General features: G+C 62.2%; 20 protein-coding genes. 5 read left to right on the top strand and 15 right to left on the bottom strand.

Annotation, left to right across the window (positions count from 1 at the left end):
• Positions 1-10 precede the first annotated feature (10 nt).
• Positions 11-1,411: a selenium-binding protein SBP56-related protein gene (locus tag NKJ13_RS14420; RefSeq protein WP_352688254.1), complete on the bottom strand. Its 1,401-nt coding sequence runs from the start codon at positions 1,409-1,411 to the stop codon at positions 11-13.
• Between the two features lie 399 nt (positions 1,412-1,810).
• On the opposite strand from NKJ13_RS14420, the gene NKJ13_RS14415 reads away from it, so the two are divergent.
• Positions 1,811-4,135, top strand: a complete 2,325-nt coding sequence (locus NKJ13_RS14415) for an NADP-dependent malic enzyme (RefSeq protein WP_254820171.1) — start codon at positions 1,811-1,813, stop codon at positions 4,133-4,135.
• Positions 4,136-4,147: 12 nt separating this feature from the next.
• Here the strand turns inward: NKJ13_RS14415 and NKJ13_RS14410 are convergent, their stop codons facing one another.
• Entirely contained in the window at positions 4,148-4,768 is a 621-nt protein-coding gene (locus NKJ13_RS14410; RefSeq protein ID WP_352736618.1) for a DUF1287 domain-containing protein, read from the bottom strand.
• Between the two features lie 258 nt (positions 4,769-5,026).
• Between NKJ13_RS14410 and NKJ13_RS14405 the strand changes: the two genes are divergently transcribed.
• Positions 5,027-6,229, top strand: a complete 1,203-nt coding sequence (locus NKJ13_RS14405; RefSeq protein ID WP_352736620.1) for a DUF2865 domain-containing protein — start codon at positions 5,027-5,029, stop codon at positions 6,227-6,229.
• Here the strand turns inward: NKJ13_RS14405 and gltX are convergent.
• From gltX to NKJ13_RS14380, 5 genes are all read right to left on the bottom strand, one after another.
• Positions 6,147-7,520 carry a glutamate--tRNA ligase gene (gltX, locus tag NKJ13_RS14400; protein WP_352736622.1) on the bottom strand — a complete coding sequence of 458 codons (1,374 nt, stop codon included), beginning with the start codon at positions 7,518-7,520 and terminating at the stop codon, positions 6,147-6,149. The genes NKJ13_RS14405 and gltX overlap by 83 nt on opposite strands.
• A 133-nt stretch (positions 7,521-7,653) precedes the next feature.
• Positions 7,654-9,459, bottom strand: a complete 1,806-nt coding sequence (locus NKJ13_RS14395; RefSeq protein ID WP_352736623.1) for an ABC transporter ATP-binding protein — start codon at positions 9,457-9,459, stop codon at positions 7,654-7,656.
• 301 nt (positions 9,460-9,760) lie between these two features.
• Positions 9,761-10,252: a hypothetical protein gene (locus tag NKJ13_RS31590; RefSeq protein WP_502899808.1), complete on the bottom strand. Its 492-nt coding sequence runs from the start codon at positions 10,250-10,252 to the stop codon at positions 9,761-9,763.
• Positions 10,253-10,278: 26 nt separating this feature from the next.
• Positions 10,279-11,961, bottom strand: a complete 1,683-nt coding sequence (locus NKJ13_RS14385) for an NAD+ synthase (protein WP_352706623.1) — start codon at positions 11,959-11,961, stop codon at positions 10,279-10,281.
• A gap of 65 nt (positions 11,962-12,026) precedes the next feature.
• Positions 12,027-12,740, bottom strand: a complete 714-nt coding sequence (locus NKJ13_RS14380) for a DNA-3-methyladenine glycosylase I (protein ID WP_352706621.1) — start codon at positions 12,738-12,740, stop codon at positions 12,027-12,029.
• An 83-nt stretch (positions 12,741-12,823) separates the two neighbouring features.
• On the opposite strand from NKJ13_RS14380, the gene NKJ13_RS14375 reads away from it, so the two are divergent.
• Positions 12,824-13,387, top strand: coding sequence for a DUF1003 domain-containing protein (locus NKJ13_RS14375; protein ID WP_352479010.1), 564 nt, complete (start codon positions 12,824-12,826; stop codon positions 13,385-13,387).
• A complete protein-coding gene (locus NKJ13_RS14370; RefSeq protein ID WP_352736632.1) occupies positions 13,384-13,971 on the top strand; it encodes a DedA family protein in 588 nt (195 codons plus the stop codon). The genes NKJ13_RS14375 and NKJ13_RS14370 overlap by 4 nt, the downstream gene beginning before the upstream one ends.
• Positions 13,972-13,974: 3 nt before the next feature.
• Here NKJ13_RS14370 and NKJ13_RS14365 read toward each other — a convergent pair whose 3' ends face one another.
• From NKJ13_RS14365 to NKJ13_RS14340, 6 genes are all read right to left on the bottom strand, one after another.
• A complete protein-coding gene (locus NKJ13_RS14365) occupies positions 13,975-14,562 on the bottom strand; it encodes a hemerythrin domain-containing protein (protein WP_352736634.1) in 588 nt (195 codons plus the stop codon).
• Positions 14,563-14,664: 102 nt separating this feature from the next.
• A complete protein-coding gene (locus NKJ13_RS14360; protein ID WP_352736636.1) occupies positions 14,665-15,024 on the bottom strand; it encodes a diacylglycerol kinase in 360 nt (119 codons plus the stop codon).
• A 77-nt stretch (positions 15,025-15,101) separates the two neighbouring features.
• Positions 15,102-15,521 (bottom strand): GFA family protein, encoded by a 420-nt coding sequence (locus tag NKJ13_RS14355; RefSeq protein ID WP_352736638.1) that lies wholly within the window; start codon positions 15,519-15,521, stop codon positions 15,102-15,104.
• 125 nt (positions 15,522-15,646) lie between these two features.
• On the bottom strand, positions 15,647-17,020 hold the full coding sequence (locus NKJ13_RS14350) for a class II 3-deoxy-7-phosphoheptulonate synthase (protein ID WP_352508814.1): 1,374 nt from the start codon (positions 17,018-17,020) through the stop codon (positions 15,647-15,649).
• Positions 17,021-17,200: 180 nt separating this feature from the next.
• Entirely contained in the window at positions 17,201-20,701 is a 3,501-nt protein-coding gene (mfd, locus tag NKJ13_RS14345) for a transcription-repair coupling factor (RefSeq protein WP_352508815.1), read from the bottom strand.
• A 13-nt stretch (positions 20,702-20,714) separates the two neighbouring features.
• Positions 20,715-21,002 (bottom strand): FAD assembly factor SdhE, encoded by a 288-nt coding sequence (locus NKJ13_RS14340; RefSeq protein ID WP_352491635.1) that lies wholly within the window; start codon positions 21,000-21,002, stop codon positions 20,715-20,717.
• Positions 21,003-21,093: 91 nt separating this feature from the next.
• Between NKJ13_RS14340 and recG the strand changes: the two genes are divergently transcribed.
• The gene (gene recG / locus NKJ13_RS14335) at positions 21,094-23,202 is read left to right on the top strand and encodes an ATP-dependent DNA helicase RecG (protein ID WP_352691101.1); all 2,109 of its coding nucleotides are present in this window, start codon (positions 21,094-21,096) and stop codon (positions 23,200-23,202) included.
• Here recG and NKJ13_RS14330 read toward each other — a convergent pair.
• Together NKJ13_RS14330 and glmS are read right to left on the bottom strand one after the other, a co-directional pair.
• Positions 23,154-23,906, bottom strand: coding sequence for a DUF502 domain-containing protein (locus NKJ13_RS14330; protein WP_352479017.1), 753 nt, complete (start codon positions 23,904-23,906; stop codon positions 23,154-23,156). The two genes, recG and NKJ13_RS14330, sit on opposite strands and share 49 nt — an antisense overlap.
• Positions 23,907-23,986: 80 nt before the next feature.
• Positions 23,987-25,810, bottom strand: a complete 1,824-nt coding sequence (gene glmS / locus NKJ13_RS14325) for a glutamine--fructose-6-phosphate transaminase (isomerizing) (RefSeq protein WP_254820154.1) — start codon at positions 25,808-25,810, stop codon at positions 23,987-23,989.
• Between the last annotated feature and the right edge of the window lie 138 nt (positions 25,811-25,948).

Below are 25,948 nucleotides of genomic sequence, written 5' to 3'. Positions count from 1 at the left end.
GGGCAGTCGGTTACACCGACGGATAGCAGAACGAATCCGTCGAGCAATCGCCACCTTCCAGACGAATCTGGTGCGAGCGATACCCCTCGGGGAACTCGACATAAAAGTCCTTGTCCAGGGTGATTCCACCGTTCTCGCCGACATTGGCCTTGACCATGGCTGCCGGAATACCATCGCGATAGAACTGATCGTCCCAAGTCGAATACAGGGAGTTGGTCCAGTAAACGCGTTTGCCGTCGCGGCTGATCTCGACCATTTGCGGTCCGCCCCTGTAGTCGCCGCCGCCGGGATGCTTGGCCTTGCGCGTGATGCCGCCAATATGGATGGACCCTGCAAGCTTAGGCTTCATCGGATCGGTCACATCGTATTGGCGCATCTCGCCGGTGCCCCAGCAGGATACGTAGAGGAATCGGTCATCGAGCGACAGGTCGATGTCGGTTACTAGCGGCGGCACCGCCTCGAAGCCCTGAAGCAACGGCGGCAGGTCATCCTTGGCGGCTGCCTCGGGCGGGATGGTCGCCGTCTTTTCGCAATGGAATTTGCCGCCCTCGCGCCACCAGGTCCAGATCGATCCCTCGAGGTTTGTCGTGTCGACGACCACTCCAAGGAAACCGTATTCCTTGACCGGGTCATGGGCGGGGCGGACTTCCAGCGCCATCTGGTGGTTGGCGCCCAGATCGATGGTCTGCACGTTCCTGCGTTCGCGCAAATTCCAGAAATGCACCCGGTGTCCGTATTTGTTCGACAGGAGGTCTTCAGGCACGATGCCCTGCTCGAACTGGGGCGGAAGGGCCCACTCGCTCGACACCATGTAGTCGCGTGGCAGGTTCCACCAGAAATCATACTGCTTGTCCTGCGGCCCGCGATCGATCTCGTAGCGCCCGATGACGTCGAACGTCTGGCAATCCATGACAAAGATGCCGGGAGGTCCGTCGGTGCCGTCAGGGCCACCGCCCCCAAGCGTCGAGACATAAATACCTTCCGGACCGCAGTGAATCGTATGAGGCCTGGAATAGCCCGTCTTGGCAAACACTTCTTCTGGCTCGATGACCTTGTGGATCTTGGCCTTGGTCGGTCCGCCCTTGGTGTCGATGACGTAAATGCGCGAAGATCGAATACCGGGAATGATCAGAAAGCGGCGCTCGAGAAACGGGTGACCATTCAGCGGCGAAAGGGCCGAAGAGCACGCGTTCCAGCCGAAATGGTGAAACTCGTCGCCCTTGTTCGGCATTATCACGCTATGGACGACCTTGCCGTAGTCCTTCGACTTCGGGTTTACGTCAACTATGGCTAGTCCATCTGGCTGAGAGAAGTCGGGACTCAACATCAAAGTGTAGGCAAAATTTTCGACTGGCGCCTGCATTGCGAGCTTGGCAGTCGCGTGGAAAGTCGGGTCTGGCCGTACAGTCATTGTCGTCCTCCCTTGGCAGGTTAAGCAGTCCGACCGACAATCAGGGGCACGATCTGTGATGCGTTTGGATGTCCGCCGAAAACGTCGGGGCGCTTTGTTGTTCGCACGCTATTTCGTGCGACTTTTCGAAGAATCTCACGGATTTTGGAGAACTGCAATGTCGACTTGTTTCGCCGCAAGGCCTCTGTGAGCGACGAGCGCCACCAGACATTCGAACTGGGCGGCGTACCTCGCCGCAGCACCCCGCCTATCGCCCCAACATCTCAATGGCAGACCGCACAGGAGGGCGGGGGTGCAAGCCGCAAGCTCGCGCTTGCGACATATCACCTCTCGAAAAGCCTCGGCTGCATGCTAAGAGACTCAAAACACCAAACGGACTGAACTGAGGAGGCGGCCGTCATGACAGGCGAAAGCAAGAAGGCGGCCCGATCCGACCTCGACGAAGCGGCGCTCTATTTCCATAAGCACCCCCGTCCCGGAAAGCTTGAAATCCAGGCGACGAAGCCGCTGGGCAATCAGCGCGACCTGGCGCTTGCCTATTCGCCGGGCGTCGCCGCCCCCTGCCTTGAAATCCGCGACGACCCGGCAACCGCCGCCGACTATACAGCCCGCGCCAATCTGGTCGGAGTTGTCACCAACGGTTCGGCGGTGCTGGGCCTCGGGAATATCGGTCCGCTCGCCTCCAAGCCGGTGATGGAAGGCAAGGCGGTGCTGTTCAAGAAGTTCGCCGGCATCGATGTCTTCGACATCGAGATCGACGCACCGGGCATCGAGCGCATGGTCGAAACGATCTCGGCGCTGGAACCAACCTTCGGCGGCATCAACCTGGAAGACATCAAGGCGCCCGAATGCTTCGAAGTCGAGGAGCAGTTGAAAGCCCGCATGGGCATACCAGTCTTCCATGACGACCAGCACGGCACCGCCATCATCGTCGCCGCCGCCGTGCTCAACGGGCTGGAATTCGCCGGCAAGTCCATCTCGGACATCAAGATCGTCACGTCGGGCGCTGGTGCTGCGGCGCTTGCCTGCCTCAACCTGCTGGTCTCGCTCGGCGCGCGGGTCGAAAACATCTGGGTCACGGACCGGTTCGGCGTCGCCCATAAGGGCCGCGTCGAGGAGATGGACCGCTGGAAAGACCCTTATGTGAAGGACACCGAGGCGCGTACGCTGGCCGACGTTCTGCCCGGCGCCGACGTGTTTCTCGGCCTGTCTGCTGCCGGCGTGCTGAAGCCGGAATTGCTCCACCACATGGCGCCAAAGCCGCTGATCCTGGCGCTGGCCAATCCCAATCCCGAAATCATGCCGGAAGCAGCACGGGCGGCGCGGCCCGACGCGATGATCTGCACCGGCCGCTCCGATTTCCCCAATCAAGTCAATAACGTACTCTGTTTTCCTTACATCTTCCGTGGCGCGCTGGATTGCGGCGCAAGCGCCATCAACGAAGAGATGAAGATGGCTGCTGTGCGAGCGATTGCAGCGCTCGCCCGCGAAGAGCCGTCCGACGTTGCCGCGCGTGCCTATTCCGGCGAGACGCCGATCTTTGGTCCGGAGTTCCTGATCCCCTCGCCTTTCGATCCGCGGCTGATCCTGCGCATTGCCCCTGCTGTCGCCAAGGCAGCTTGCGAGACCGGCGTCGCGACCCGGCCGATCACCGATTTCGCCGCTTATATCGACAAGCTGAACCGCTTCGTCTTCCGCTCCGGCCTGGTCATGAAGCCGGTGTTCTCGATGGCCAAGACGTCGAGCGCCAAACGCGTCATCTATGCCGACGGCGAGGACGAGCGCGTGCTTCGCGCCGCCCAGGTCGTGCTCGAGGAAGGCATTGCCGAACCGATCCTGATCGGCCGCCCGCATGTCATCGAGGTGCGGCTGAAGCGCTACGGGCTGCGCATCAAGCCGGGCGTCGATTTCGGCTTGATCAACCCGGAAGACGATCCGCGTTACCGCCACTATGTCGACCTTTTGATCGAGCTTGCCGGCCGGCGTGGGGTGACGACGGAAGCCGCGCGCACCATGGTGCGCACCGACAATACGGTGATCGCGGCCCTTGCCCTGAAGCGCGGCGACGCCGACGCCATGGTCTGCGGGCTCGAAGGCCGTTTCGAGCGCCATTTGCGCAACGTGACGCTGATCATCGGGCCGCGCCCCGGCATTCGGGATCGCGACCTGTCGACGCTGTCCATGCTGATCTCGCAGCGCGGGATCATTTTCCTCACCGACACCCATGTCTCCGTCGATCCGACCGCCGAAGAAATTGCGGAAATGACCGTTTTGGCGGCCGAGGAAATTCAGCGTTTCGGCATTGAGCCCAAGGCAGCGCTGCTGTCGCATTCTGATTTCGGCTCCCGCGATTCGCCAAGCGCCATGAAGATGCGGCAGGCGGCGGCGATCCTGGCGCGCATCGCGCCCGACCTGCAATGCGACGGCGAGATGCATGCCGACTCGGCACTATCGGAGCAGCTGCGCCAACGCGTCTATCCGCATTCGCGGCTGAAGGGCGAAGCCAATCTGCTGGTGTTTCCCAATCTCGATTCGGCGAACATCACGCTGACCGCGCTGCGCACGATGATGGACGCGCTGCATGTCGGCCCGATCCTGCTCGGCACCGACAGCCCGGCGCACATATTGACACCGTCGGTCACCTCGCGCGGCGTCGTCAACATGACGGCACTGGCAGTGGTCGAAGCCGCGCATAAGGCGCAAGCCATCGTCGATCTGGGCTAGCGATGGGCCTTCTCAGACTGGCTTGAACCGGAAATGCCCTGTCTGCCTGAAGGCAAACAAAGTGTCCTCTTCTCTGGCGCCGCCGCCGATATTGTGAATAACCAGCCTTCTTGTCGGCACCACAGTGGAGCGATTGGACGACACGATGGCAATATGCGACAGATTGCCGGGCAGCATCTGTGCGACGAGATCCCCAGGCCGATAATCGGCGGGGTCTTGGCTGACGGGCAAGGCAGCACCGCGCCGCTCGAAATAGACCGCAAGATTGGGCACACGGCGGTGGTCGATGTTGCGGTCGGGCGCCTTCAAGCCCCACGCCTTCGGATAGGCGGCAAAATTGGCCCGCATATCCTCATGCACCAGTTCTTGCAGGTCGAGACCGAAGGCGCGGCGATAGGCACGGATCACGACATCCGTGCACACACCCCGCTCTGGCTCAACGTCCCCGCCCGGATAGGCTAGGCGTGTATAGGTCGGATCGTAGAGCGTGGTGACGCCGATCTGCTCACGAGCGGCTTCGACCAATCTGGTGCCCCAATCCGGCGTGACAAGCTTTTCCTGCGCCATGGCGACCGGCATCGCCAGGCATAAAAGACCAAATTGCACCGCGGCTCGACGGGTAATCGAGGTCATCCCAAGCCTCCGGGCATTACTGAATCCAGGCATTCTTCTCGGCGAATACGCCTTTTTCGTGCAACGCCAGGATGTCGCGGTTCTGGCTCTGTCCGAAAAGGCCGTGGGGGGTGGTCGGCATGACAGCCCTCGTCGTAATCGCGCACAGGCGCAAGCCATCGCCGATTTGAGCCGAAGCCGGAATTGGCGGTATGCTAAACGAACGGTTAACCGCGAGCGCGGTAGTTCTGAATGACAGGCAGGTGGAGGTCCGGAGGGATGACGGGCGCACATTGCAAGCTGACGCGGGCAGCCGCGCTGCTCGGCGTCCTGCTACTGTGCGGCATTGCCGTCACTCAGTCGCAGGCCGCTTCGCGCCTCTGCCGCCAGCTTGAAGCCGATCTTGCCGCCGCTTCTCGTGGTGGCGGCGGCAAGCCGGCCCTGCTCAGGAAATATGACGACGCGATCGTCCGGCAGCGCCAGCAGATTTCAAAAGCCGTCAGCCAGTCCAGCAGCGCCGGCTGCGGCTTCTCGCTGTCTCGCCGCAACGCCAACGCATGCGCGGCACTCGACGCCACCATCGATCGCATGGCTGCCAATCTCGACGCCTTGCAGGCCAAGCGCACTGAGCTTGCCGGCGGTGGTTCGCGACGCGATCGCGCGCGCATATTGGCCTCGCTTGACGCCAATGGCTGCCGCGATGATGCGGCGTCGACGCCCACACCGGTCCGCGAAGCCAGCCGTGAAAACGGCAACCGAAGCCTGCTCGACCAGCTTTTGGGCAGTGAACCTGGTGCGCCCGACCAGCCCGAAGAGCTCGACCAGGCTGAAGAGCTAAGTCAGCCGCGCAACATCCGCAGCATCCTCAACAACGCCGACGAGTTGGGCCAGCCGCGACGCGAATTCCGCACCATGTGCGTGCGGACCTGCGACGGCTATTTCTTCCCGATGTCGAATGCTGCCTCGCTGGGCGATTTCGAGCGCGACCAGAAGAATTGCGAATCGAGCTGCCCCGGCACCGAGATGCAGGTTTTCTACACGCGCGGCATGAACGACGATTCGGCGTCGATGACGTCTTCAGTGACCGGCAGGCCTTATATCGAACTGTCGACGGCCTACCTCTACAAGCAATCCGACACGCCCCGGCCGCCGACCTGCGGCTGCAATGCCGTGCAGAATTTCCAGATTATCGCCGGCAACCCGCCAACCCCGGCACAATCCGAGGCGAGCGTGGAGACCACCCCGTTCATTCCGCTGCCGGTTGCCAAGCCTGATCCGGGCGCCGACCCGGAGACCTTGGCCAATTCGCAAGGCGGCCTCGACCGTGAGGCGATCAGACGGCTTGCCGCCAAACCTGTGCCCTCGCCGACATCGCTGCCGCCGCCGGAGCAGCGCAAGGTCAGGGTCGTCGGGCCAACGTTCCTTCCCGACCCAGCAGCGGCAACAGATCTGCAAGCTCCGGACCGGAAGACTGTCCCGTAAGCGCCAGCCTGAGCGGCATGAACAGGGCCTTGCCCTTGCGGCCGCTCGCCGCTCGGATCTTGCCCGTCCAGTCCTTCCAGACGGTGCCGTTCCAAGGCTCTTCCGGCAGCAGCTCGAATGCCTGGCGAAGAAAGTCGCGGTCCTCGTCGGAAAACTCCGCCGGCTCCTCTGGACCGTCTCGAAGCGTACGCCACCAGATCGCCGCATCGGCCAGTCTGTCGAGATTGCCGCGCACCGCCAGCCAGAAAGGCTCGGCCTGTTCGCCGGAGATGCCGAGCACGATCAGCCGGTCGCGCGCCTCTGAAAACGGCATGTGGTGCAGCAGCGTGCGGTTGAGCACGAAGAGCTCGTCTGAGTCGAATTTGGCGGCGGATTTCGATGTTGCAGCCGGATCGAAGCGCTCGGCTAGCTCGGCCATCGTTGGCACCGCTACGACGTTTTCCGAGGTACCGACGAGCACCGCCAGCGAAGCCACCGCTATCGGCTCGATGCCGCTCTCACGCAGGCTCTGAATGGACAGCGCGCCGGTGCGCTTCGAAAGTCCCTCGCCTGATGCCGTTGTCAGGAGATTGTGGTGGCCGAACGCCGGCGGCTCCGCGCCAAGTGCTTGGAACAGGGCTATCTGGACGCCGGTATTGGTGACGTGGTCGTCGCCGCGAATGACATGGCTGACGCCCATGTCGATGTCGTCGACGACCGAAGGTAATGTATAGAGGTAGGTGCCGTCCTCACGCCGCAGAACCGGGTCTGAAAGCGAGGCGAGGTCGACGGTTTCTTCGCCGCGCACCAGGTCGTTCCAGTGGATTTCGGTGCGCTCCGGCTGCAGCGGATCACTGGTGAAGTTGGGCAGCAGAAAGCGCCAGTGCGGCCGCCGCCCATCGGCCTCATATTCCGCCACCTGCTCAGCTGTCAGCGTCAACGCCTCACGGCCATAGACTGGCGGCAGGCCACGCGTGCGGCGCACCTTGCGCCTCAGGTCGAGCTCTTCGGGCGTCTCATAGCAAGCATAGACGAGGCGCGCCTCCTTCAGCTTCTCCAGTGCGGCATCGTAGATTTCCACGCGCCGCGACTGGTACTCCGTGGCGTCGGGGAAGATGCCCAGCCAATGCAGGTCATACAGGATAGCGTCGGAAAACTCCTGCGTCGAACGGGCAACGTCGGTGTCGTCGAAGCGCTGGATGAAGCGGCCTTTGTTCTTGATGGCGAACAGCCAATTGAACAAAGCGGTGCGCGCATTGCCGATATGGATGCGGCCGGTCGGTGATGGGGCGAAACGGACGGTAACTGTCATGAGCGGGGCGTACCGGATGGTTTTGCTGTTGACAAGACGCGCCCCCGCGCTCGGCGGCAGACATAGAACATGACAAAGGCGAAGAAAAGACTGCAGCGCTGCACGTCTATCAAGACGTGCGGCGCCGTAACCGTCAGATCACCAGGCCTTTGGTCAGTTCAAGCGCCTGGCGTTCGAACAGCCGGCGGTAGATGCCGCCTTGCAGCCGGATCAGCTGGTCATGCGAGCCCTCTTCGACGATGCGGCCGCGATCGAACACCAAAAGCCTGTCCAGCGCCCGCACCGTCGACAGCCGGTGGGCAATTACCAGCGTCGTGCGGCCGACCATCAAGCGCTCCATCGCCTGCTGGATCAGCACCTCCGATTCCGAATCGAGGCTCGACGTTGCCTCATCCAGGATGAGAATGCGCGCATCGGCAAGGAAGGCGCGTGCGATTGCAACACGCTGACGCTCGCCGCCCGACAGCTTTACGCCGCGCTCGCCGACCAGCGTGCCATAGCCTTTCGGCAAATTGGCGATGAAGTCATGCGCGCTGGCCAACCGCGCCGCGTGCTCGATCTCGGCCTGCGTGGCGGCCGGCCGGGCATAGGCGATGTTTTCGGCCAGCGACCGGTGAAACAGGATCGGCTCCTGCTGGACGATTGCGATCTGTGCGCGCAGCGACGCCTGCGCCACCTTGGCAATATCCTGGCCGTCGATCAGGATATTGCCCGCAGTCACGTCGTAGAGGCGCTGGATCAGCTTGACGAATGTCGTCTTGCCGGAGCCCGAATGGCCAACCAGCCCAACCCGTTCGCCCGGCGCGATGTCCACCGAAAAGTCGCGATAGAGCGGCAGGCGGTGGCTGCCATAATGGAACGTTACATTGTCGAAGGTGATACGGCCATCGGTGATCCGGATCGGTTTGGCTCCGGGCCGATCCTCGATGCCGAGTGGTACGGACTGGAAGTCGACCAGTTCCTCCATGTCGTTGATCGAGCGCTGCAGATTGCGGATATGCGTGCCGATGTCGCGCAGATAGCCTTGCAGCACGAAGAATGAGGTCAGCACGAAGGCGACATCGCCGGCGCTCGCCTGCCCCCACGACCACAAAAGCAGGGAGAAGCCGATGACCGCTGCCCTCAAAAGCAGCAGCATCGTCCCTTGCGTGGTGCCGTTGACGGTGCCGCGCATCCAGGTGCGGCGCGTGCGACCGCGCCATTTGGCGACGACCTCGGCAAGCCGCGTCTCCTCGCGTTCCTCGGCGCCAAAACCCTTGACCACGGCGTTGCAGCTCACCGCATCGGCCAGCGAGCCGCCAAGCCGTGTATCCCACGCATTTGCAAGCCTTGCCGCGGGCGCGACATAGCCAAGCGACAGCATCGTCGTCACCGCGATGAACAGAACCGAACCGATGGCGACGATCGCGCCCATCAGCGGCCAGAACCAGCCAAGCAGCAGCGTCGAGCCGACGAGCATGACGACCGACGGCAGCAGCGCGATCAGGATCGTGTCGTTGAGCAGGTCGAGCGCCCACATGCCGCGTGTTATCTTGCGCACCGTCGATCCGGCGAAGCTGTTGGCGTGCCAATCGGTGGAGAAGCGCTGGACGCGGTGGAAGGCGTCGGCGGCGATATCTGCCATCATCTTCAACGTCAGCTCGACAATGGCCATGAAGGCGAGATTGCGCAGCACGACACCGGTGAGCGCCAGGGCAACCAACATCGAAAAGGCCGCCATCGCCGCGTTCCACGCAACATCGTCGGCCGCAGCACTGCTGGCGACGGCATCCACCAGCCGGCCGGAATAGAGCGGCGTCAGCACGTCGGCCAAGGTCGACAGCAGGAACGTGCCCATAATGCCGGCAAGCCGCCACGGCTGACGCCGCCAATGGCTGAGCGTGAAGCCAAGAACGCTGCGAAAGGCGCCCGCGCGCAAATCTATTCGAAAACGAGCCATGATGTCATTCGGGCACAAACGAGCCCGATCCCACGAAAGTAGAAATTGAAAAACCGCGTTGGCGCCGTTTGGCGCCCGGAGATGCGGAGGTTTGGCGTATTTGGCGGCCCTGTAGAGGGCGGCGACCGGCAGCGGCAAAATACCTGCCTTGGTTCAGCCTTGCCGCGAGGCTATGTCGCGGCGCACTGACCAAGACTAGGCTTCGCGGCCTCGCATAACGATCTCAAATCCTGGCATTCGGTTCCTCCTGAAGGGGAATCGCGGAGAGGCGTTTATAGAGACGCCTCAACGCCGCGCCAAGTCAGTAGATAGCCCAAAGCACATCTGGTCCAAGCAGTGAGACGATTTTGCAACAACGGCCGGTTGTACGCCGCGTCTGTTCAAATTGCCGGCATACGGTCGAGGCGCATATAGCGGCCGTCGGTGGACGGCCTGAAGCCGAGCTTCTCGTAAACCGCATGGGCGTCGTTGGTCGACAGGCTCCAATGCGTGACAGTCTTGCAATCCGGATGATCGATAAGCGCCTGGACAAGCCGGGTTCCGATGCCTTGCCCGCGATACCCTGGCAGACAATGATGTCGGCGAGATAGGCAAATACCGTACGGTCGGTGATCGCCCGACCAAAGCCGACCTGATTGCCGCCGACATAGGCGCCGACGCACAGTGAATTGGCAAAGGCGCGGCGGTGCAGTTCATCGCTGCGGCCGCTGCCCCAATAACTCTCCTTCAAAATGTCGGATGTCGCCCGGAAGTCGATCTGCGACATGTCAAAGCTGATCTCATAGTTGGCCATGGCTAAACCGTTATGCAGCCAATCGCCTACCCGCCATCCCTGAACCGGTTGGTGATGGGATAGCGGCGGTCGCGGCCAAAATTCTTCCTGGTGATCTTCACGCCGGGCGCCGCCTGCCGGCGCTTGTATTCGGCGACGTAAAGCAGGTGCTCGACGCGCGTCACCGTCGCCCGCTCATGGCCGCGCGCAACGATCTCGTCGACGCCCATCTCGTTCTCGACCAGGCACTCCAATATGTCATCGAGCACCGGATAGGGCGGCAGCGAATCCTGGTCGGTCTGGTTCTCTCGCAGTTCCGCCGAGGGCGCCTTGTCGATGATATTATTCGGGATCACCTCGCCGGACGGACCGAGCGCACCCGGCGGCACATGCGCGTTGCGCCAGCGCGCCAGCGCATAGACCTGCATCTTGTAGAGGTCCTTTATCGGGTTGAAGCCGCCATTCATGTCGCCATAGAGCGTAGCGTAGCCGACCGACATCTCGCTCTTGTTGCCGGTAGTGACCACCATCGAACCGAACTTGTTGGAAATCGCCATCAGGATGGTGCCGCGGGCGCGGCTCTGCAGGTTTTCCTCGGTGATGCCTTCCTTGGTGCCCTCGAAAAGCTGCGTCAGTGTGTGCAGGAAGCCCTCGACCGGCTCGAAGATCGGCACGATATCGTAGCGGCAGCCGAGCGCGCGGGCGCAGTCCTCGGCGTCCTTGAGCGAGTCCTTCGAAGTGTAGCGGTAAGGCATCATCACGGCGCGCAGCCGTTCCTCGCCCAGCGCATCGACGGCAAGTGCCGCGCAGATCGCCGAATCGATGCCGCCGGAAAGGCCGAGCACGACATTCTTGAAGCCGTTCTTGTTGACGTAGTCGCGCAAGCCCAACATGCAGGCGCGATAGTCGGCCTCCTCCTTTTCAGGGATTTTCGACATCGGTCCGTCATAGCAGACCCAGATGTCATTCTTTCGCTTCCAGGTGGTGACGTTGACCGTCTCCTCGAACTGGCTCATCTGGAAGGCCAGCGTCTTGTCAGAACCTATGGCAAACGATGCGCCGTCGAAGACCAGTTCGTCCTGGCCGCCAAGCTGGTTGGCATAGATGATCGGCAGTCCGCATTCGATGACCTGGCGGATGACGATCTGGTGGCGGACATCGACCTTGCCGCGATAGTAGGGCGAGCCGTTGGGCACCAGCAGGATTTCCGCGCCGCTTTCGGCCAGCGTCTCGCAGACGGCAACTTCGCCCCAGATGTCTTCGCAGATAGGCACTCCCACGCGCACGCCGCGGAAATTGACCGGCCCCTGGATCTCGGGGCCGGCCTGGAAGACGCGCTTCTCGTCGAACTCACCGTAATTCGGCAGATCGAGCTTGTAGCGTTCGGCAAGGATTTTGCCACCATCAGCAAAGATGATCGAATTGTGCGTGCCGGTCTTGCGCTTCAACGGCGTGCCGATGATGAAGCCCGGGCCGCCGTCGGCGGTATCGCCGGCGAAATCCTCCGCCGCCCGCTCGCAGGCCTTCAGGAATGCCGGCTTCAACACCAGATCCTCAGGCGGATAGCCGGCAAGGAAAAGCTCGGTGAACAGCACGAGGTCGGCGCCTTGGCGGGCGGCATCCGCCCTCGCCTCGCGCGCCTTGGCGAGATTGCCGGCGACGTCGCCGACCGTCGGATTGAGCTGGGCGACGGCGATGCGCAATATGTCTGGAGCGGTCCTGTCTGTCATGCCCGTGGGTTTAGCGCGGCAAAATTCGTCGGGCAATGGCGTTCGTTTGGACCAAACAGTCGATCCTATTCGCTCATATATTCGCGCAAGGCTTCCGGCGGATGGTTCTCGCCGATCGACATTGCCAGAATGCGCGAAATGTGTCGGCGCGGCAGCCCGGTTTCCGCCGCCCAGGCGTTGATCTGCGCCTGGATCCTGCCCAAATCCCTCTTCGAGGTCGGGCTCTCCGCGATGTTGAGTCCAGCATCGCGCAGTGCGGCCGCCATATCGGCCGAGACAACAAAAGCGTCCCACTCAAGCCAGCGCAGAAAATACTGGCCGGTATTGCCGCCGAGCCGGCTGCCGTGCTTGCCGAGATAGGCCATCAACCCGACCTGGTCATCCGCCGGCCAATCGGCCAGGAACTTGCCGAAGCCGCCGTGCTCCTTCGACACACGCTCGACGAAGGCCGCGTTGTCGCGTACGGATTTGATCTTCTGCGGATTGCGCACGATGCGCTTGTCGGCGGTGAGATCGTGCCAGAAATCGTCAGGCTGGAACAGCAGCCGCTTCGGTTCGAAGCCAAGAAATGCTTCCTCGAAACCCGGCCATTTCTGCTCGATGACGCGCCAGACGAAGCCGGCGGCAAAGACCCGCTCGGCCATGGTCGACAGGATCCGGTCATCCGCAATCTTTGCCACCGCGGCATTGTCAGGCATTGGACCCAGCAGCGACGTAAGGGCTGCCTCACCGCCTTTGCGTTTCGCTGCACGGGCGCGAATTTTCTGAAAATCCACCATTGTTTCCTGACCCCATCGCGTCAATCTACCACTTCTCGTATGAACCGGCAGCTTCTACCTCATCGCTGACGACGGAGGCGACGATGAACAAAACGATCGAGGACCTGGCAAGCCGCTGGCTGAAGCGAAAGCCGGACGGCCTCAGCGCGCTCGAAAGCCGGGTACTGCAATCTACGCTCGAGCGCACCACGATTTCCAAGGACACCAACAAGGCCGTCGCCTTTCACCAGACGTTTGGAGATCGCCTGGCCGACACCATCGCCCGGATCGGCGGCTCGTGGTCCTTCATCCTGGCATTCATTGGCTTCCTGATCCTGTGGACGGCAGGCAATGTCTGGCTCTTGTCGAGCGCCGCCTTCGATCCCTATCCATTCATCTTCCTCAATCTCGTGCTTTCCATGGTTGCCGCCCTGCAGGCGCCAGTGATCATGATGGCGCAGAACCGCCAGACCGAGCGCGATCGAATCGACGCCGCCCACGACTATGAGGTTAACCTCAAGGCCGAGATCGAGATCATGGCGTTACACGAAAAGCTCGACGAACTGCGCCACAGCCAGATCATCGGCATGCGAGACGAGATCGCCCGGCTGGCCGAGCAGGTGAAGCGCATCGACGGCATTCTGTCGAAGCAGCGAACGTCTTCATGACGGAAGCCATCCATCGTCTCATTGAGCAATATGGGTTGGTCGCGGTTTTCCTGGGCTGCGTGGCCGAAGGCGAAAGCGCCGCCATCCTTGGCGGTTTCTTCGCGCATCAGCATGTTTTCGTCCTGTGGCAGGCTTTCCTCGCGGCAGCGCTCGGCGCTTTCGGTGGCGACACGTTCTTCTTCATCTTGGGGCGGAGCTTCGCCGACCATAAATTCGTGATCAGGCTCCGTGCCCGGCCGGGCTTCAGCCACGCCTATCGCCTCGTCACCTCTCATCCCAACATCTTCGTGCTGTCGAACCGCTACATCTATGGCCTGCGCCTGGTCGGTGGTATCGCGGCGGGGCTGTCCGGCATCGCCGCGGCGCGTTTCGTCATCCTCAATGCCATCTCATCGGTGGTCTGGGCGGCGCTGTTCTGCACGGTCGGTTATGTGTTCGGGCTGGGCGCCGAGCGCATCGTCGGCCAGACGCTGGCCCGCCACGAGCGGCTGCTGATCGCTCTGGCAATTGGCCTCGTCGTGGCTATCCTCGGCTGGCTGGCGTCGCACTTCCTCGCCAAGAAGGAGCTTCGCAAGGGAAGCTGATCGTCAATCTATGCCGAGCGCACGGTCGCCCTTTTCCAGGATCAGCGGGATGATCAGGTCTTCCTCGTCGGCAAGATGCCTGGTCAGCATGGCGATCAGCCGGCTGTTCTCGTCGGCATAGGTGTCGGCGGCGAAGCGCTGCTTGACCTCGCTCTCCTGAAGCGTGCGGATGAAGGCATTTGCCACCTCGGCATTGCGCTCCAGTCCCTCATGGATTGTGCGGTGATCGGCATCGAGAATCTCGAAGCCGCGCTTCAGACGGGTCTCGGCCCTGGCGAAGACCGGGAAATAATGATGGTCCTCGACATTGTGATGGCCGTCGAGATTGCCGAGGAAATGGTTGAGGCGCGGCGCGAACCAGCGCGCGAATTCCGGCGCGTTCAGCCTACCTTCTCGATAATCGCCGATACCACTGGTGAGCTTGTCGCCAAGCTCGCGGAACATATTGTGCCGCTGCAGCCACATATTGGCCACGCCGTGGACGTTGGCATGCGCCTGCCAGATCTCGCGCGGATATTTTTCGGCCAGCCAGCGCAGATCGTCCGGCAGGCCCTCACGTTCAAGCAGCAGAAATCCGGCGGTATCGGTCATGTCGGTCCCCTCAGACCATGATCCCGAAAAGTGGTACCGGTTTTTCGGAAAAGATCATGGTCAAAACGAGAAGTGCAGTGACGGCATGTAATGTTTGAAACGTCAGATCGGTACCCCGAGGATCCGCTCGACGATGGCGACGCCCCAGACGCCTGCAGCGATTACCACCGAAATAAGCACCGCCAGCGAACCGCAATCCTTGGCCAGCTGGATATCGATGTTGAATTCACGGCTGAACGCGTCGCATGCCGCCTCGATGCCGGTGTTCAGCACCTCGGTCATAATCATAAGCAGCACCGCGCCGATCAGCAGCGCATAGCCGCGCCACGATTCCGAAAGGAACCAGCCGAGCGGCAAGGCAAGCACAAGCAGCGTCAGCTCCAGCTGGAAGGCCTCCTCGCTGGCGGCCAGTTTGCGAAATGCCCGCACCGAGTTGTAAAAAGCGTCGATCAGCCGCTGCATGCCAAAACCCTTCGGAATCACCGGCAGGGGATTAGCGCAATGGCTGGACCAAGGGAATAAGGCGACCTCTTCAAAAATCAGTCGCCTGCCACCTTGATCGACGGCGTTGACTTCTCGAATTGCGGCAGCCCGTCGTCGACCTCGTAATAGTCGCCCTTGTCGCCGACGAAGATGTGACATTCCCCTCGAAGTCCGGTTGGCGCGTCAAACAGCCCGGCCAGGACTGAAACATAGCCATCATCTGTCGGCTTCCAGAACAGCAGCGAGCCGCATGTCTTGCAAAAACCCCGTCTGGCAAACGAAGATGCCTCGTACCAGGTGATGCTGTCCGCGCCCGTGATCGTGATGTCGCGGTCGGCAACATTGGTCGCCGCATAAAAATGCCCGCTCTGCTTCCGGCACTGCGAGCAATGGCAGTAGATAACACCGCGCAGCGGTCCTCGTGTCTGGAACCGCACTGCCCCGCACAAGCATGATCCGGTGTGACTGTCAGCCATATCGGCCTCCCGATGCAATTGCCGTCGCTTCGCAGGATTCCAGTTTTGCGTGCGTTAGGCACGAGCAAATGCGACACCCGCCGGACGCGTTTCGCTGACCACCTCGATGATCGAATACGTTCTAATCAGCCGTTGACGGCCTGCTTGTGCTGGACCGGATGGCTCTTCTTGAGCAGATCGGACACCAGGAACGCCAATTCGATCGCCTGGTCGGCGTTGAGCCGCGGATCGCAATGGGTGTGGTAGCGATCCTGCAATTCTTCGGCGGTGATGGCGCGGGCACCACCGGTGCATTCGGTGACGTTCTTGCCTGTCATCTCGATGTGTATGCCGCCGGGATGCGTGCCTTCGGCGCGGTGCACCTCGAAGAACGTCTGCACCTCCTTCAGGATGCGGTCAAACGGCCGTGTCTTGTAGCCGGCGGCCTCGATCGTATTGCCATGCATCGGATCGGAAGACCACACCACACTGCGGCCTTCCTTCTGTACCGCTCGCACCAGCCTCGGCAGATGGTCGGCAACCTTATCGGAGCCGAAACGAGCGATCAGCGTCAGCCGGCCGGGCTCGTTCTCCGGATTGAGCAGATCGATGAGTTGCAACAGGCCGTCCGGCGTCAGCGACGGCCCGCATTTCAGCCCCAGCGGGTTCTTGATGCCGCGGCAATATTCGACATGCGCATGGTCGGGTTGGCGCGTGCGATCGCCGATCCAGATCATGTGGCCAGAGGTGGCGTACCAGTCGCCCGAGGTCGAATCGACGCGGGTCAGCGCCTCTTCATAACCGAGCAGCAGCGCCTCATGGCTGGTATAGAAATCGGTCTCGCGCAGCGCATAATTGGTCTCCGAGGTGATGCCGACGGCCTTCATGAAGTCCATCGTCTCGGTGATGCGGTTGGCGAGCGACTCGTATTTCTCGCCCTGCGGGCTGTCGGAGACGAACCCGAGCATCCATTGATGCACGTTCTCCAGGCTGGCGTAGCCGCCCTGGGCGAAGGCGCGCAAAAGGTTGAGCGTCGCCGCCGACTGGCGGTACGCCATCTCCTGTCTTGCAGGATCGGGAATGCGCGACTTGGCATCGAACTCGATGCCGTTGATGATGTCGCCGCGATAGCTGGGCAGCGTCACACCGCCCTTGGTCTCATTGTCGGACGAGCGCGGCTTGGCGAACTGGCCGGCGACACGGCCGACCTTCACCACCGGTTGAGCGCCAGCGAAGGTCAGCACCACCGACATCTGCAGGAAGACGCGGAAGAAGTCGCGGATATTGTCCGCGCCATGTTCGGCGAAGCTCTCGGCGCAATCGCCACCTTGCAGAAGGAATGCGTCACCGGCAGCGACGGCTGCAAGCTGCTTCTTCAGCTTGCGTGCCTCACCTGCAAAAACCAGCGGCGGAAAGGTGGCGAGCTGGGCTTCCGTGTTCCTCAGCGCGGCAAGGTCCGGATAGGCAGGAACCTGCTGGATCGGCTTAGCTCTCCACGAATTCGGCGACCATTTCGTCATCGAAGCACCTAACGCTCTTTTCACGCGGACGCCATCGCCCGCCAATCCGCCCCATATGGGGTCGCGGCTGCATACACGAAGCCGATTTCCTATTCTAGACCGGAATCTCAGCGCTGGCGAATGGCACGGCAGGGCGAAAGTACCAGCGCCGTCATGGTCCAGAGCACCAGCGATACCCTGCTACGCCGCCGCCTTCTCCACCAGCCGTGCCAGCTGCGTCATGACAACCGCTGAGCCTGCCAGCCGCTTTTCGGGCGTCGGCCAGTCGCGGCTGAAGACGACGCTCTGGTCCGGCCGGATCTTGGCCAGCGAACCCTGTTCGCCGATGAGCTTGACCAGCCCGACCGGATTGGGGAATTCGCGCTTGCGGAAATGGATGACGACGCCTTTCGGTCCGGCATCGAGTTTTTCGACATTGGCCTTGCGGCAAAGTGCCTTGATGAAGACGATCTTCAATAAATGCTTCACCTCTTCCGGCAGCGGCCCGAAACGGTCGATAAGCTCGGCGCCAAAAGCGTCGATCTCTTCAGTGTTTTCGAGATCGCCAAGGCGGCGATAGAGCGCCAACCTGAGCTGCAGATCCGGGACATAGCTTTCCGGGATCATCACCGCTGTGCCGACGGCGATCTGCGGCGACCAGCCGCCGTCCTGCACCTCGCCGGAATCCTTCACTTCGGCCACTGCCTCCTCCAGCATCTGCTGGTAGAGCTCGAAGCCGACCTCCTTGATGTGGCCCGACTGCTCTTCGCCAAGCAGATTGCCGGCGCCGCGAATGTCGAGGTCGTGGCTGGCCAGCTGGAAACCGGCGCCTAGCGTATCGAGCGACTGCAGCACTTTCAGCCGGCGCTCGGCTGTATCGGTGAGCTTGCGGTTGGCGGGCAGCGTGAACAGCGCGTAGGCGCGCACCTTAGAGCGGCCGACGCGCCCGCGCAGCTGATAGAGCTGAGACAGGCCGAACATATCGGCGCGGTGTACGATCAGCGTATTGGCAGTCGGAATATCGAGGCCGGATTCGACGATTGTGGTCGACAAAAGCACATCGTACTGGCCGTCATAGAAGGCGTTCATGATGTCGTCGAGTTCGCCGGGCGGCATCTGACCATGGGCCACGGCCACTTTCAGCTCAGGCACGGATTCGCGCAGGAAATCATGGATTTCCGCGAGATCGCTGATGCGCGGTACGACATAGAAAGAATGGCCGCCACGGTAGCGCTCGCGCAGCAGCGTCTCGCGGATGACCAGCGGATCGAAAGGGGAGATGAAGGTGCGCACGGCCATGCGATCGACCGGCGGCGTGGCGATCAGCGACAACTCACGCACCCCGGTCAAGGCAAGCTGCAGCGTTCGCGGGATCGGCGTCGCCGATAGCGTCAGAACGTGGACGTCGGTCTTGAGATCCTTCAGCCGCTCCTTGTGCTTGACGCCGAAATGCTGCTCCTCGTCGATGATCAGCAGGCCGAGATTCTTGAACGAGATCGAGGAGCCGAGCAGTGCGTGCGTGCCGATGACAATGTCGACTTGGCCTTCGGCGACGCCCTTCTTGGTCTCGGCCAGTTCCTTGGCGCCGACCAGCCGCGAGGCCTGGGCGACGCGGATCGGCAGGCCGGAGAAGCGCTGCGAGAAGGTCTTGAAATGCTGGCGCGACAACAATGTCGTCGGCACCACCACCGCGACCTGAAAGCCTTCCATCGCCGCGATGAAGGCAGCACGAAGCGCGACTTCGGTCTTGCCGAAGCCGACATCGCCGCAGATCAGCCGGTCCATCGGCTTTCCAGCGCCCAGATCATCCCTGACCGAATCGATCGCCGTTTGCTGGTCGTCGGTTTCCTCATAGGGGAAACGCGCTGCAAACTCGCCATAGAGGCCTTCCGCCGGCAGCAGCGCCGGTGCGGCCCGCATTTGTCGCTCGGCGGCGATGCGGATCAACTGCCCGGCCATGTCGAGCAGGCGTTTCTTCAGCCGTGCCTTGCGCGACTGCCAGGCGCCGCCGCCAAGCTTGTCGAGTGTCGCCTCGGCCGAATCCGAGCCATAGCGCGACAGCAACTCGATGTTTTCCACCGGCAAGAACAGCCGATCGTCGCCGGCATAGTGGATTTCGAGGCAATCGTGCGGCGCACCGAGCGCCTCGATGGTGCGCAGCCCGATGAAGCGGCCAATGCCATGGTCGGCATGGACGACGATATCGCCTGAGGACAATGCCGAAGCCTCGGCGATGAAGTCGGACGCGCGCTTCTTGCGCTTCGAACGCCGGATCAGTCGGTCGCCGAGAATGTCCTGCTCGGCGATGACGACCAGTTTCTCCGTCTCGAAGCCGGATTCGAGCGGCAGCACGGCCAGTCCCGCTTGCCCAGGCTCAAGCTTTTCGGCTTCGGCAAGCGTCGCCACCGGTTTCAGATTGCCAAGATGATGCTCGGCCAGGATTTGGCCGAGCCGGTCGAGCGAACCTTCAGTCCAGCCGGCGACGAGGACACGGCGGCCTACAGCGCGCTCGTCGGAAATGTGTTTTACGACGACGTCGAAGACGTTGGCGTTAGGGTCGGCGCGCTCCTCGACGAAGCTGCGACCATGGCGCGAGCCAGCATGGAAAACCTTTTTCGCACCGGCATCGGGCGCATCGAAGGACGTGAAGTCTATCGCTTCGCGTGGGCCAAGCGAGGCAATCAGGTTTTCGGGCGACAGATAAAGCAAATCCGGCGACACCGGCTTGTAGGGCACGGCATCCTTCAAGGCGCCGTCGGCCTGTTTTTTGCGCGCCTCATAATGATCGAGGATCAGCGCATGGCGCTCGGCCAGTGCCTCATGCGCCAGATGATCAAACACCACCGGCGCATCCGGCAAATAATCGAACACGGTTTCCAACCGCTCATAGAAGAACGGCAGCCAGTGCTCCATGCCGGCAAACCGCCTGCCCTCGCTGACCGCCGCATAGAGTCCATCTTCGCGCGAGGGCGCGCCAAAGGCTTCGATGTAGGCGCGGCGGAAGCGGCTGATCGTCTCTGGCGTCAGCGCCACCTCGCTCATCGCCTGTAGCGCCATCGACTTGCGCTGGCCGGTGGTGCGCTGTGTTGCGGTATCGAAGACGCGGATCGATTCCAGCGTATCGCCGAAGAAATCGAGGCGCAGCGCCTCAGTCCAGCCGGGCGCGAGGAGATCGAGAATGCCGCCGCGCACCGCGAATTCGCCGATACCGCGCACCGTCGGCACTCGCTCGAAGCCGGAATTCTCCAGCCGCGACACCAGCACGTTCATGTCTATCTGGTTGCCCGGTTTGGCGTGGAAGATCTGCGCCTCGACGAGTTCAGCCGGCGGAATGCGTTGCAACAGCGCATTCGCGGTGGTGAGGACGACGGCGCGGTGGGGCTTCTTCGCCAGCGCAATCATTGCAGCCAGTGCATCGAGCCGCCTTGCGGCGGCATCGGCGCCGGGCGAGACACGGTCATAAGGCAGGCAATCCCAGGCCGGCAGTTCCAGCACCGGGAGGCCCGGCGCGGCAAAGGCAAGCGCCTCGACGATCGCCGGCAGGCGCTGGCCGTCGCGGGCCACGAACAGCACCGGCTTGTCGGGGGCGATCTCGTGCGCAGCCTGCACCAGGGCAAAGGCTTCGTAGCCGTCGGCGACGCCATCGACAATGAACTGGCCGGCGCGGCCTTTCGGCAGACCGATCGTAGGGATAAGGCTCATGGCTACACGTTGTTCAGAAGGTCATCTCCCGGCGCGAAGCCAGGATTTTTTGCAGGACGGCACAGTCGACATCCGCCGGAACCGGGCGTTCGCCAGTGACGAGAGGCAGGAATTCGGTGTCGGGAATATCGAGGAGCCTCTCATATTGGTCGATTTCGTCGCCGGTCAAGGCGCCGATCTCGGCGTCGGCGAAGCTGCCGAGTATAAGGTCCATCTCGCGCATGCCGCGGTGCCACGAACGAAACAAAAGCTTGCGGCGGCGGGCATCGAGGCCCTCGCTTGATCGTTTCGTTCCGGTCATCTTGCAACATCCTTGCCTAGGCGGCGCATATAGCGTGGATAGAAGGCGGTGTCAGCCTTGCGCTACAGTCGCCGCAACATAAGCTGACATCATGCGTCCTTCCCTCCTCGATCCGCTGTTTGTCCCGATCACCTCGCTTGCCGGCGTCGGGCCGAAAGTTGGCGCCCTGATCGAAAAAGTCGTAGCAGCCGACCTCGGCGACCGGGCCGCGCGCGCCGGCGACCTCTTGTTCGTGCTGCCGCATACTGTCATCGACCGCCGCAACCGCCCGGGCATCGCCGGTTCGGCCGAGGGCGCCATTGTCACACTCGACGTACGCATCGACCGCCACCAGCCGCCGCCACGCGGCAACAGGTCGGTCCCGTACCGGGTCTACGCCCATGACGACACCGGCGAGATCGCGCTGACCTTCTTCCATGCCCATGCTGCCTATCTCGAAAAAGCAATGCCCGTAGGCGAGCATGTCGTCGTCTCAGGCCGCATGGAATGGTTCAACGGCCGCCCGACCATGGTTCACCCCGACCATATCGCACTTGCCGGCGACGCGGAAAACCTGCCGCTGGTCGAGCCGGTCTATCCGCTGACCGCCGGGCTCTCGGGCAAGGTGCTGCGCCGGGCCATCGGCCAGGCGCTGGCCCGCCTGCCGGTGCTGCCCGAATGGCAGGACGGCGAGTTCCGGCGCCGCCATGCCTTTCCTGCTTTCACCGATGCGCTCAACCGCATCCACAATCCTGCCGACCCGATCGACGTCTCGGTCGACGGCGCAGCATGGCGGCGCCTTGCCTATGACGAGTTCTTGGCCGGCCAGGTATCGCTGGCGCTGGTGCGGGCCAAGGTCCGCCGATTATCGGGCCGGCCACTCGTCGGCGACGGCCGCATAGTCGAGCAACTTCGCGTGGCACTACCCTATTCGCTGACCATGTCGCAGGAAATGGCGCTTGCCGAAATCAACGCCGATCTCGGCGACCCCGAACGCATGCTGCGCCTTTTGCAGGGCGATGTCGGCTCCGGCAAGACGGTGATCGCGCTGCTTGCCATGGCGCGTGCCGTCGAGGCCGGCGGCCAGGCGGCATTGATGGCACCGACCGAAATCCTGGCGCGCCAGCATCTTGCAACGATTGCGCCGTTGGCGGAACGGGCCGGGCTGCGTGTCGCCGTCCTCACCGGTCGCGAAAAGGGCCGCGAGCGTGCCGACACGCTGACCGGGCTGGCCAATGGTGACATCGACATCGTCGTCGGCACTCATGCGCTGTTCCAGGAAACGGTTACGTTCCATGACCTCGTGTTCGCCGTCGTCGACGAGCAGCACCGTTTCGGCGTCCACCAGCGCCTTGCGATCACCGCCAAGGGCGACGCGCCCGACATGCTGGTGATGACGGCAACGCCGATACCGCGAACGCTGGTGCTGACTGCATTCGGCGACATGGATGTGTCGAAGCTGACGGAAAAGCCGGCCGGCCGCCAGCCAATCCGCACCGTCACCTTGCCGCTTGAACGGCTCGACGAACTGATCGGACGCATGCTCGACGCCGTCGCCGATGACCAGAAAATCTACTGGATCTGTCCGCTGGTCGAGGAATCCGAGGAAATCAAACTGATGTCGGCCGAGGACCGTTTTGCCTCGCTGAAGCCACTGTTCGGCGACCGCATTGGCCTGGTGCACGGCCGCATGAAAGGCACCGACAAAGACGAGGCGATGCGCGCCTTTAAACAGGGCGACACCCGTATCCTGATCGCCACCACCGTCATCGAGGTCGGCGTCGATGTGCCTGATGCGACGATCATGGTCATCGAGCATGCCGAGCGCTTTGGCCTCGCCCAGTTGCACCAATTGCGCGGCCGGGTCGGGCGTGGCGACAAGCCTTCATCCTGCGTGCTGCTCTACAAGGACCCGCTTGGCGAGACGGCAAAACGCCGTTTGTCGGTGATGCGGGAGACCGAGGACGGTTTCCGTATCGCCGAAGAGGATCTGAAGCTACGCGGCGAAGGCGAGTTGCTCGGCACCCGCCAGTCCGGCACGCCGGGCTTCCAGGTGGCGCGCATCGAGGTGCATGCCGACCTGCTCGAGGCCGCTCGCGACGATGCGCGGCTGATCCTGTCGCGCGATCCGGAACTGCAGTCCGAACGCGGCACGGCGCTACGCCTGTTGCTCTATCTGTTCGGCCGCGACGAGGCCGTGCGGCTCCTGCGTGCCGGCTGAGGCATCGTGTCGAGCGGAGGATTGGCAAGCGCGCCGTGGATCTGCTCGCCGTTCACCGTCATCATTTTGACAGCTGGCGCCACCAGGCCGGCCGACACGATCAGCTTGGCTCCGTCCTCGATCGTCATGTCGAGCGATACGATGTCGGATTTCGGCACATACATCAGAAAGCCTGTCGTCGGGTTGGGCGTACACGGCATGAACACGGCAATCAGCGGATCGCCTTCCCGGTCGAGCTTCTGGTTGATCTCGGTTTCCTTCTCGCTGGCGACGAAGACAAGCGACCAGACCCCTTTGCGCGGATATTCTACCAACCCGACCTGGCGGAACATGTCGCCCTTGTTCGACAGCACCGTCTCGAAAATCTGCTTCAGCGAACGGTAGATGCCGCGCACCAGCGGCATGCGACCAAGCAGGCGCTCGCCGAAGTTGACGATGGCGCGGCCAACGATATTGGCGGTCATAAAGCCGATGAAAGTGATGAGGATCAGGGCAACGATCAGCCCAAAACCCGGCACTGGAAACGGCAGGTAGGTGTCCGGATTGTAGCGTACCGGAATGTAGGGTTTGACCCAGGAATCGACCCAGCCGATAAGCGACCAGGCAATGTAGGCGGTAATCGCGAGCGGCGCGCAAACGACGAAGCCGGTCAGGAAATAGTTTCTCAGCCGGGTCATGCCTGAGGTCTTGAGAGCGTCCGACATGGTTCACCGCAGCGTGTGTTTGCAGCGCGACACTACTGAACCGGAAGGCGCTTTGGAATGGCGAAGTTTTTAAACGAGACCTATTCCACCGTTACCGATTTCGCCAGGTTGCGAGGCTGGTCGACGTCCGTACCCATGAACACGGCGGTGAAGTAGGCGAGCATCTGGATCGGCAGCGCGTAGATGATCGGCGAGATGATTTCCGGCACGTCCGGCAAAACGATCGTCTCCATCGTCTTCACCGTAGCGTGCGCCGCGCCCTTGCCGTCAGTGATCAGGATGATCTTGCCGCCGCGCGCGGCCACCTCCTGCATGTTCGACACGGTCTTTTCGAAGATGCGGTCATGCGGGGCGATGACGATGACGGGCATGTTCTCGTCGATCAGCGCGATCGGGCCGTGTTTCAGCTCGCCGGCAGCATAGCCTTCGGCATGGATATAGGAGATCTCCTTGAGCTTCAGCGCACCTTCCATGGCCAGCGGAAAATTGGTGTCCCGGCCGAGATAAAGCACATTCTTGTAGTGCGAGAGGTCGCGCGCGATCTTTTCGATCTGCCCGTCGAGCTTTAGCACCTGGTTCGCATAACGCGGCGCTTCCGACAGCTCGCGTATCAGCGTTTTCTCGTGCTCATGCGAAATCGTTCCGCGCGCCACGCCGGCCCGCACCGCCAGCGAGGCCAGCACGGAAAGTTGGCAGGTGAACGCCTTGGTCGAGGCAACGCCGATCTCCGGGCCGGCCAATGTCGGCAGGATGACGTCGGATTCGCGCGCCATGGTCGATTCGCGCACATTGACGACCGCGCCGATCTTCATGCCAGCCTTGCGGCAGTAGCGCAGCGATGCCAGCGTGTCGGCGGTCTCACCCGATTGCGAGATGAAGAAAGCGGCATCGTTCTTCGACAGCGGCATCTCGCGGTAGCGGAACTCCGAAGCGACATCGATGTCGACCGGCAGCCGCGCATAGCGCTCGAACCAGTATTTGCTGATCAGCCCGGCGAGATAGGCGGTGCCGCAGGCCGAAATCGCCAGCCGGTCGATCTTGGCGAAATCGAACGGCAGAGCGAGCGGCTTCGAGGCGCCACCGACGAAATCGACATAATGCGCCAGCGTGTGCGAGATCACTTCCGGCTGCTCATGGATTTCCTTTTCCATGAAATGGCGGCGGTTGCCTTTGTCGACCATGAAGCTCGTGCTGAGCGACTGTTGGCGTTTGCGGTCGACCTTGTTGCCGCCCATGTCGAAAATATCGACCTCGTTGCGGCGCACTACCGCCCAGTCGCCGTCTTCCAGATAGGTGATCGAATTGGTGAACGGGGCAAGCGCGATGGCGTCGGAGCCAAGGAACATCTGGCCGTCGCCGTGACCGACGGCGAGCGGCGGGCCATTGCGCGCGCCGACGATCAAATCCTCGTCGCCCTTGAACATGATGGCGAGCGCAAAGGCGCCTTCTAGCCGCTTCAGCGCCTTATGCGCCGCCTCGACCGGCTTCAGCCCCCTGGCCAGTTCGCGCGCCACCAGATGCGCGACGACTTCGGTATCGGTCTGTGAGGCGAAGCTGTAGCCGTCGCGCATCAGCTCGTCGCGCAATTCGGCGAAATTCTCGATTATGCCGTTATGGACGATTGCGACGCCGTCGGAAAAATGCGGATGCGCATTGCTCTCGTTCGGAACGCCATGCGTGGCCCAGCGCGTGTGGCCGATGCCGATCATGCCGTCGAGCGGTTCATCCTTCAGCCGGCGCTCGAGATTGACCAGCTTGCCCTCGGCGCGGCGGCGGTCAAGCCTGCCGTGCTCGATCGTGGCGACGCCGGCCGAGTCATAGCCGCGATATTCGAGCCTTTTCAACGCATCGACGATAAGCGGCGCGACCGGCGAGTTACCGACAATTCCAACGATACCGCACATCGCGCCTGCCCCCGATTCCGACCTCAAACCCGGCGCCATTTAGAGACTGCCGGGCTGTCGCGAAAAATCACATTCCATTTCGTCCGGTATCAGCCGGACTATCCTGCACAGATGCACCATGACAGGGCGCACTTGCAA

It is taken from the genome of Mesorhizobium sp. M0174, from assembly GCF_040322275.1.
GTDB lineage: Bacteria > Pseudomonadota > Alphaproteobacteria > Rhizobiales > Rhizobiaceae > Mesorhizobium.
This window is presented reverse-complemented; position numbering and strand designations above follow the sequence as displayed.

Bases quoted from the DNA above. Each gene is read 5' to 3' on its own strand.
- NKJ13_RS14420 (WP_352688254.1), bottom strand. From the start codon at position 1,411: ATGACTGTACGGCCAGACCCGACTTTCCACGCGACTGCCAAGCTCGCA.
- NKJ13_RS14415 (WP_254820171.1), top strand. From the start codon at position 1,811: ATGACAGGCGAAAGCAAGAAGGCGGCCCGATCCGACCTCGACGAAGCG.
- NKJ13_RS14410 (WP_352736618.1), bottom strand. From the start codon at position 4,768: ATGACCTCGATTACCCGTCGAGCCGCGGTGCAATTTGGTCTTTTATGC.
- NKJ13_RS14405 (WP_352736620.1), top strand. From the start codon at position 5,027: ATGACGGGCGCACATTGCAAGCTGACGCGGGCAGCCGCGCTGCTCGGC.
- gltX (WP_352736622.1), bottom strand. From the start codon at position 7,520: ATGACAGTTACCGTCCGTTTCGCCCCATCACCGACCGGCCGCATCCAT.
- NKJ13_RS14395 (WP_352736623.1), bottom strand. From the start codon at position 9,459: ATGGCTCGTTTTCGAATAGATTTGCGCGCGGGCGCCTTTCGCAGCGTT.
- NKJ13_RS31590 (WP_502899808.1), bottom strand. From the start codon at position 10,252: ATGGCCAACTATGAGATCAGCTTTGACATGTCGCAGATCGACTTCCGG.
- NKJ13_RS14385 (WP_352706623.1), bottom strand. From the start codon at position 11,961: ATGACAGACAGGACCGCTCCAGACATATTGCGCATCGCCGTCGCCCAG.
- NKJ13_RS14380 (WP_352706621.1), bottom strand. From the start codon at position 12,740: ATGGTGGATTTTCAGAAAATTCGCGCCCGTGCAGCGAAACGCAAAGGC.
- NKJ13_RS14375 (WP_352479010.1), top strand. From the start codon at position 12,824: ATGAACAAAACGATCGAGGACCTGGCAAGCCGCTGGCTGAAGCGAAAG.
- NKJ13_RS14370 (WP_352736632.1), top strand. From the start codon at position 13,384: ATGACGGAAGCCATCCATCGTCTCATTGAGCAATATGGGTTGGTCGCG.
- NKJ13_RS14365 (WP_352736634.1), bottom strand. From the start codon at position 14,562: ATGACCGATACCGCCGGATTTCTGCTGCTTGAACGTGAGGGCCTGCCG.
- NKJ13_RS14360 (WP_352736636.1), bottom strand. From the start codon at position 15,024: ATGCAGCGGCTGATCGACGCTTTTTACAACTCGGTGCGGGCATTTCGC.
- NKJ13_RS14355 (WP_352736638.1), bottom strand. From the start codon at position 15,521: ATGGCTGACAGTCACACCGGATCATGCTTGTGCGGGGCAGTGCGGTTC.
- NKJ13_RS14350 (WP_352508814.1), bottom strand. From the start codon at position 17,020: ATGACGAAATGGTCGCCGAATTCGTGGAGAGCTAAGCCGATCCAGCAG.
- mfd (WP_352508815.1), bottom strand. From the start codon at position 20,701: ATGAGCCTTATCCCTACGATCGGTCTGCCGAAAGGCCGCGCCGGCCAG.
- NKJ13_RS14340 (WP_352491635.1), bottom strand. From the start codon at position 21,002: ATGACCGGAACGAAACGATCAAGCGAGGGCCTCGATGCCCGCCGCCGC.
- recG (WP_352691101.1), top strand. From the start codon at position 21,094: ATGCGTCCTTCCCTCCTCGATCCGCTGTTTGTCCCGATCACCTCGCTT.
- NKJ13_RS14330 (WP_352479017.1), bottom strand. From the start codon at position 23,906: ATGTCGGACGCTCTCAAGACCTCAGGCATGACCCGGCTGAGAAACTAT.
- glmS (WP_254820154.1), bottom strand. From the start codon at position 25,810: ATGTGCGGTATCGTTGGAATTGTCGGTAACTCGCCGGTCGCGCCGCTT.